This window comes from Limosilactobacillus albertensis (assembly GCF_014145555.1).
Lineage (GTDB): Bacteria > Bacillota > Bacilli > Lactobacillales > Lactobacillaceae > Limosilactobacillus > Limosilactobacillus albertensis.
Genome location: NZ_JACIVD010000072.1, coordinates 1 through 8,188, shown reverse-complemented (window position 1 = coordinate 8,188; position 8,188 = coordinate 1). Strand labels below are relative to the sequence as shown.

Annotated in this window: 4 protein-coding genes; all 4 read right to left on the bottom strand. The window is 37.8% G+C overall.

Annotated elements, in window-relative coordinates:
• Nucleotides 1–125: 125 nt before the first annotated feature.
• The gene (locus H5S41_RS12110; protein ID WP_182603238.1) at nt 126–5,099 is read right to left on the bottom strand and encodes a glycoside hydrolase family 53 protein; all 4,974 of its coding nucleotides are present in this window, start codon (nt 5,097–5,099) and stop codon (nt 126–128) included.
• Nucleotides 5,099–5,203: a KxYKxGKxW signal peptide domain-containing protein gene (locus H5S41_RS10245; RefSeq protein WP_182603237.1), complete on the bottom strand. Its 105-nt coding sequence runs from the start codon at nt 5,201–5,203 to the stop codon at nt 5,099–5,101. Before H5S41_RS10245 ends, H5S41_RS12110 begins: the two co-directional genes overlap by 1 nt.
• A gap of 119 nt (nt 5,204–5,322) precedes the next feature.
• Complete coding sequence (locus tag H5S41_RS10240; RefSeq protein WP_182603236.1) at nt 5,323–5,880, bottom strand: CDP-diacylglycerol diphosphatase; 558 nt, start codon at nt 5,878–5,880, stop codon at nt 5,323–5,325.
• Nucleotides 5,881–5,965: 85 nt separating this feature from the next.
• The coding region (locus H5S41_RS10235) for a C39 family peptidase (protein ID WP_259395127.1) at nt 5,966–8,188 on the bottom strand (2,223 nt) is incomplete at its 5' end.

Here is an 8,188-nt window from a genome sequence, read left to right as displayed (position 1 = left end):
GGCTGGTCGGTGTCTTTTTCTTTTACTAATACATATTTTAAAGGAAAACGGAGTTAAATGAAATCCGAAGATTTCATCTAACTCCGCTTATTATTAGGGACTTATGTCACAGTCCCTTCTATCAATTATTTAGTTTTAGGATTAATCCACTTTAATGATGCTGAGTAAGTTACATTAATTGGATCACCGTATTTAGCATCTTTATTTGCATCTTGTAAATCATCAGTCTTTAGCCAATATTCATAGTGATATTGGTTGCCGTCTTTCATCGTATAGACTTTACTACCAGATAAGGCACCTGTAGAACCATACGTTCCTGGGAGAGCTTTTGCTAAGTCTTTAAATGATTGACTGCTAATTACTGCCCCTTTTTCACCAGTTAAGGCAGAATCAACAGCTTTCTGGATGACTGCTAAATCAGTACTCGGTAATGGATCACCCACCTTTAATGGCGAATCAATAGTTACACCATCTAATCCATATACCTCTGAAACGGTTGCTTTGACAGAAGATGTTGCCATTTCAACTTGCTTATCCTGAACCAATGTAGCACTGTAATTTACAGTCAGTGGAGTACCGTACATAGCTTTACTATTTAATGTAAGAAACTTATTCAACTTATCTGTAGCGTTGTTACCATCAAGCCAGAATTCATAATGATACTTATTGCCAGCTTTATCAGTATAAGTTTGACTCTTAATTCCCTCTTGTAGGTCATTAAAGATTGCTTTTAATGAGGCATCACTGATTGTAGTATTTTCAATTCCATTTAGTAGTTGCTGTCCATCCTTACTAAGAATGTCGTTTATGTCTAAACTATCACCAATCTTTAGCGGATTAGTTAACTCAACACCGTCAGTCTTATATAAGGCATTGATTTTAGCGGTGAAACTACTAGTAACACTTGCTGGAGATTGGTAACCATTTAGGAAGCCCTTGTACATCATTAGTGACTGAAGTGGGTAGCCATGATCATCAAACAACGTATTATTGTCCCATGAAGTACCACCTGAAGCAGACTTACCTTGGTACATAATCTTAGAGTCGGGGTAATAACCACGAGAATTAAGTGATGCCCAACCAGTGCCCTGAACATCTCCCATCAGTTTGTTGTATTCCCAGTTATCCCAACCGGCTTTTACCGGAATCCACGCTGGTTCCCAGTAAAAGGCACCGAGTCCATTGTCGTTACTTAATACTGCTTTGTACATTGCTGAAATTTCATCAACTTGGCCTTGTGGACTCACAGAGTAGTGACCTGGCTCCCAGCTAACATTATTTGGTGTTCCATCAGAGTTTTGGAGGGTAAATGGCCAACCACTTTCGGCGATCATAAACTTCTTACCATACTTATCTTTGACCATCTTTTCAACATTGGCAATATTATCAGGATTATTACCACCCCATCCCCAGAATGGATAGTAAGAAGAACCTAATACATCGTAGTCAACACCATGAATCTTTAGCGAGTTCATAATCATATCATAATTATGCATATCAGGCGTTTCAATATGAACCGCTAATTGAGTCTTTGGCGCAGCCTCACGAAAAGCACGGGAAGCTGAACTTAATAAGCTAGTAATTCGGCTTGCCTGTGGTTCTGTTTGCCAAATATTAGCTCCTAATTTTTCATCATGAACACCAAGAATCCCCTTAGTAATTTCGTTACCAAGCTGGGCCATATCGATATTAACACCAGCCTTAGCAAAGTCATTGACAAGCTTCTTCGTATAAAGGTAAACTTCAGCATTTAAATCCTGATCATCTAAGTTTTTCCATTGCTTTGGCACTAGCTGAGTTGCAGGGTCAGCCCAGAAATCAGAGTAATGTAATCCTAGCAGGACTTTCATTCCGTACTTTTTAGCGTCTTTAGCAATTTGAAGAACGGTTGCTTCATCATCGATTCCACCACCATATGATTCACCAGCAGCATTATATGGATCAACCCACATTCGAATTCGAATGTAGTTAACTCCAGCATCAGAAAGAACCTTCATTAAGTCCGCTGGTTGGCCATTAAAATCATAGAATTGAACTCCATTCTTAACCAGTGCAAGGTAACTAGATACATCAACACCACGAATTGTATCTTGTTTCATATTCGGAATCGGATCTACTTTTACCGTCTCATAACGTGCACCTGTTTCAGTTCCATTTTGATAAGCTAATGAAACTTCATCTGCAGACTTTTTGCTAGTTGGTGTCTCATCAACGTTTTCAGTATTTGATCCTGTCTCAGAACCATATACAAGTGTTGCCGTGTAATTTACCTTTAGTTGATCACCATACTTAGCGTTCTTATTTAAAGCAAGGAAGTTATTTAACTTATCGTCTGCACTCTGACCATCAAGCCAGAATTGATAATGGTAAGCATCATTTCCATTATAATAGTTCTTTGTTCCTTCTAGGGCAGTTGTGTTTCCTGGTAAAGCTGCAAAAATGGTCTTAAGTGTATCAAGACTAATTATTGTTCCCTTATCACCTTTTAATAGCATTACACTTGGTTGTATAAGAGCTGTACCTAAATCTGTACTATCAACATTTACCCCTTTTGTGAGCCCGTTTTTGACATCAACAGTAACTCCTGCATGTTTGTATACATCTGAAATTTTAGCAGTTAACTTAGAAGTAGCTTGTTCTGTGACCGTACTAGTACCGGGTGCAAAGAGAACAATTGCTAATTTATCATTAGCTACCCCAACACCGACGATACTATTATTTACAGTTGAATTGTTTGGAATATTATTGATAAAGTTATCAGCAATTTGATCATAATCCATTGTCTTGGGAAGATCAAAAATAGCTGTAGATACTACTTTACCATCAAGTAAGGCATTATTTTTTAGTTTTTTAGCAATAACTTGAGCATCATTATTAACGTCGCCTTGTGCTAATTCCTGAGCAATATCATGAATTGCCAATTCCTGATAATTATTATCTTGATTTGTCCAATCATATAAAACTTTTGCTTGACGCTGAGCCATTAATTTTTGAGCAATCCGCTGAGCAGTCATATCAAGCTTAGCACGTATTGAATTAGTATTTAGGATACCAGTCTGATAGTTACTATCAATCGTTAACACTGGTGAAGTTAAATCAACATAATTACCATTACCAGCTGGATCATTAGTAAAGCGGTGAATTAATTGTACTTTAGTATTTCTAAGGTTGTTAGCTAAGACTACTGAACCCTCAAAACCAGATTGTCCACTATTCAAAATACTAGGATATACACGGTTAACATCTGGGCGACTAAGCTTCCCTTCAGCGCCCATAATTAGTGAACGACCAACTTCTTTACCATTGTTAAGAACAATTAAGTATTGGTATGGCTTTGCGGCTGATAAGTTACTTGCATGCCAGCCTTGGACTTCAACCGTTGATCCATTAACCTTGATATAATCAAAACTACCTTCATTAGCAGTTAAATTATATTTCCCACTCCATTGATCCGTAACGGGGTGGTTAAGATATGGATTACCATCAGCTGCGGTACTGAAACGAAGAAGCAATTGTAAGTTATTCAGTTGAGCAATATCATTAGGAAGTGCGATTGTTGTGTTAAAGCCACTTAATTCACTGTTGTACATTGATGGGTAAGCTTTTGCTACATCAGGACGTGAACTCAACTTAACTTCTTGGCGAGTGATTTCTTTGCCATTATTCATTACTAAAATGTAAGCATGGGATTGTGTAGCTGATGCATCACTTGCCATCCATCCACTAATTTGAAGCCCTTTATCAGTAACACCAAGCTGGTCAATATTATTTGCTGAGTGATTTAGAGTGATCGGTGCTGACCAGTAATCCGTATGCTTACCATCATTTCCATTACCATTAGGATCAGTGGAATAACGACTTACAACTGAATACTGGTGACCATAAATAATATCACTAGGATTTACTTTAAATGTTGTATTAAAGCCCGAATCTTGGGAATTCTTGATATTTGGGTATACTTTAGCAACATCTGGACGAGCAGTATTAGTAATCTTTAGAGAAGCAATTTGATGCCCAGCCGTTTGATCAAATAGGATTAGAAAACGATTATTCTCTACACTCGATGCATCTGTCGCATGCCAACCGGCAACTGTTACTTCTCCCGCTTTACTAATATTAAATTGGTCAAGATTTCCTTGATTAGCTGGATTGGCAGTCATTAGTTGTTGTGGGGCAAACCAGTAATTAACATTATTTCCTTCACCATTGGTTACATCACTATAACGACTAATGATTTGTAATTGATGAGTTAAGTCAACATTTGATAATGAGAAGTTCGCATCAAACCCTGAAATATCTGCATTAATTACTTGTGGATATGCTTCCTCAACATCAGGACGAGCTACTCCATTAACTCTTACTCGTGAAAGCTCATGACCAAGGGTACGATCAAATAAAATAAGATAGTGATTTTGTTTACCTAATGCTTTATTAGTAGCATTCCACCCAGAAACATGAAGCTGATTATTAGTTACTTTCATTTCATCAAGCCAGGCATTATTATCCCGATTTAAAACAACTGGTGCTGAAACATAGTCAATATACTGACTATTTCCATCAGCTGATCCACTATACCGGCTAATAATTTGAATGGCATTACGGTAAGTTTGAAGCTTATTTACATCTAACTTAATGTTAGCATTAAAGCCTGAATTTTCGGCATTGTAAACGTTATGAACGTTCTTTACGTCAGGACGAGCTATAATTGTCTGACTATCTAATTTTGTTCGTCCCAATTCTGTCTGTTGTCCCTGTTCATTATGTCCAATTGCAATTAAGAAACGATTTTTATTACCATACTGAGTAGCTTGGTTAGTAGCCTGCCAACCGGTCACATGAAGCTGATTATCATTAACTGTTACAGAATCAAAAGCACCATAGCTACCATTATCGTTATGATCGTAATTAGATGTTTGCGAATCAGTAGCGCTAGCTTTCGGTGCTACCTTTTCTATTGAACCATTGTCTTGCTGCTCATCTTGTTTTGCCGCATCAATAGTTTTTAATGGCTGCTCCTGCTTTTCATCATTAGCTGTTGATGAGTTTGTCGTCGTTGTAATTGACTGATCGTCTGTAGGGGTCGCCGTGTCAGCTTTCACTACCCCCCCATTAATATTCCAGTAGATACTGCTACCGTAGTAATTGCAGCGGTTACCCATTGCTTCCCGCTTTTATACAATTTAAAATGTCGTTTTGTTTCCATTTAATTGTTCTCCTATATTCTTAGTAAATCAATTTATTTTAGCACGCAAGTAACAAAAATTAAATCTAATAAAAAAGAATGTACCAGAATTACACCTTGTACATTCTTTTTGTATTAAATTAGTGTGCTTGAACAACCTTTGCGTTACTTGGTAAATCACCTGACCAGTCATTATAAGTAATTTGGTTACTTCCATTTGTAGTCTGACGATCCATACCATCACTATCAACATGGTGAGTTACACCATTTTCATCTGTCCAAACTGCAACATCACTTAGACCAAGTTGAATATTACTGCTTTGGTTGGCCTTAGTACCACTTGTAGATTGCTGACTAGCAGAAGTTGCCGTTCCGTTAGCAGCCTTAGTAGAAGTCTGCGATGAAGCATTGGACTTAACACTACTTCCTTGTGAAGAAGTACTTGAATTGCTGTTGGAATCAATCTTGGCTACATCATTATCACTAACCTTAGATGATGATGAATTCTTTTTACTGCTAGAGTTTGCAGAATTATTTTCTTTTGTACTGTTTTTATGACTCTCAGTTACTTTTGAAGTCTTGACTTTAGACGAACTGTCACTAGAAGCAGATTTGTTTGTACTGCTTGCACAACCAGCTAAGCCTAAAGTTGTCATTAATAAAACAGAGCTGCTTAGTAAAAGTCGTTTTATTTTCATTTAATAATTCCTCCGTTTAGGATCATATATCTTACACTTTATTGTAAACCATCTTGATTATTTGTGCTACCAATTAAAGTTAATCTTAATAACTAATTGCTCGTTGTCTATCCGCGTTCCAATGCTGATAGAATTCGCCATAAGTCATGCTTTCTTTTCTTCCAGTCCACGGATTATTGTAGAACAATCGGCTTGCATCATAGCCTGTTAACGCTAACGCATGATTGACAAAACCATTAACATTAGCAACCCACGCAACAACTAAGTGTCCTTGATTTAACTTATCCTTAATTCGTTCCATTGAAGCCCCAGTCATGATATCACTGTGACCAACATACTTATTAACAACCGGCGCAATACCAGTAGGGAAAATCCACCAACCACTTGGACTAAATGGATTTCCAACAAATCCATAATCACCATTATTACTACGAGGCATTTCGTTTGCTAATTGAATCTTATTTACATTATATCCTGCATAGCGCAACATCATCGTAACTGCTGTAATCTCACACCCTGTTGGCAATTCTGGCAATTGACTGATTACCTCAGCATCATTATATACTGCAATGATTTGACCGTCAGCATTATAAGTAGTTGTCTTCTTTCCTTCCGTTTGAGCACCAGAAAATACTGACACTGGACCAGAGTAAACATCAATATAATTTCCGTTCCCATTTGGGTCATCTGTTAAACGGTTAATTAATTTAACCACTTTATGCATCATACTTGCCTGAGTTGGTAACGTAACCTGAAAACCAGACTTATTAGTTCCCAAAACATATGAATAAACATTTTGAACATCGTTACGAGTAATATCCTTATCAGTAATTTGCTGACGGTAAAGTTCCTTACCGCCATTATCAAGAACAATCAAATATTCATATGGCTTGCTCGTTGTTAAGTTACTTGCTCGCCAACCACTCACTGTAATATTACTAGCGGTCACTTGAACATTATCAAAATCCCCGATATTTGTTGGGTAATCTTGACTAGCTTGATCACTGTAATTACTATTACCATCTGTTGAACCAGCAAAACGAAGCAAAATCTTTAAGGTACCGTTGGCTGCTGCCGGGTCAACTTTTAAGTTAACATTAAAGCCACTCTTTTGCGAGTTGTACAGACTTGGGTAGACTTTGGCAACATCGGGACGATCAGTTAAGCTTAACTTTGTCCGCGCAATTTCTTTGCCATTGTTTAATAAAATCAAGTATGGATTTTGCTTATTAATGGCCTGGTCACTAGCTACCCAACCGGTTACATTAAAGCCATCTTTAGTCGCACTGAAATTATCAATGTTGTAAGCCTGCTGGTTTAATGTTACTGGTGCTGACCAGAAATCAGTGAACTTGCTTTGTCCATTATCACCATTGCCTTCAGCTAAAGTTGAATAACGGCTAACGATTTGGTAAGCGTGACCTGGAGTTAGGTTAACTTTACCAAAACTAGCATTAAAACCAGACTGACCAGCACTTTGAACGGCGGGATAAGCCTTCGCTACATCTGGACGGGCAACATTAGTAACCTTTATTGAAGCTACTTGAGTATTGTTACTCTTATCAAAAAGAATTAAGTAGTGGTTACTTTCTACTTGAGAATAATCAGTAGCGTGCCAACCAGCAACTGTTAATTCCCCATTACTAAGGTTAAAGTTATCAAGGTTACCTTGATTGCTGGTATTGTTTGGAGTGAATTTCTTTGGGGCATACCAATAATTAACGTTATTGCCTTCACCATTTTGGACATCACTGTAGCGACTAATAACTTGCAATTCATGATTTAAGTCCACATTAGCCAATGAGAAGCTAACATTAAAACCAGAGTTTTGCGCATTGATTACCTGCGGGTAAACCTTGGCGACATCGGGACGGGCAACTGCTGTTGCCTTTTGCCGTGCTAACTCATGACCGGCAGTCCGGTCAAATAAGATGATGTAATGGTTATGCTTGCCCAATGCTTTATTAGTGGCATTCCAACCGGTTACTTGTAATTGGTTATTAACAATACTGAAATTATCAAGATAGGCATTGTTGCTCTTATCTAAATTGATTGGTTGCGACCAAGAATCAACGTGGTCTCCTTCACCGTTAGCAGCATTACTGTAACGGCTAACGATTTGAAGATGGTCATCAACATTCTTAACCTTGCTCCAGTCAAGACTGTTCATCGTTGCTTGGTAACCGGCATCCTTAGCATTGACTACATTAGGATAAGCCTTTGCGACATCGGGACGAGCAAGATTTCCATTTACCTTGGTCCGTCCTAATTCTGTATTAGTAGTACTGTCATAAGCAATTACATACCG

Bases quoted from the DNA above. Each gene is read 5' to 3' on its own strand.
- H5S41_RS10245 (WP_182603237.1), bottom strand. From the start codon at position 5,203: ATGGAAACAAAACGACATTTTAAATTGTATAAAAGCGGGAAGCAATGG.
- H5S41_RS10240 (WP_182603236.1), bottom strand. From the start codon at position 5,880: ATGAAAATAAAACGACTTTTACTAAGCAGCTCTGTTTTATTAATGACA.